This window comes from Paraprevotella clara YIT 11840 (genome assembly GCF_000233955.1).
GTDB classification, from domain to species: Bacteria; Bacteroidota; Bacteroidia; order Bacteroidales; family Bacteroidaceae; genus Paraprevotella; species Paraprevotella clara.
Genome location: NZ_JH376731.1, coordinates 1 through 222 on the forward strand (window position 1 = coordinate 1; position 222 = coordinate 222).

At 36.9% G+C, this 222-nt stretch carries 1 protein-coding gene; it reads left to right on the forward strand.

Annotated features, from left to right (window positions below; genetic code table 11):
• A partial coding sequence (locus HMPREF9441_RS18960) for a hypothetical protein (RefSeq protein WP_216593528.1) occupies positions 1-222 on the forward strand: 222 nt, incomplete at both ends.

Sequence of the window (222 nt, forward strand, 5' to 3'; positions counted from 1 at the left end):
TATACAGTTTATAATGCTAACGGGCAATCGAAACCTCACTCTGGTAGTGACTTGAATGAAGGTGAATATACTATATCTCATAACCTTCTTGTAAATATTTTTAGTAGTGTTTGGCGCACTCCTAATGACCATACAGGTAATACAAATGGTAGGATATTCTTTGTGAATCCATCACCGAGCACTTTGCAAACTATTTATGCTCGTGAGGTAAACGTATTGCCT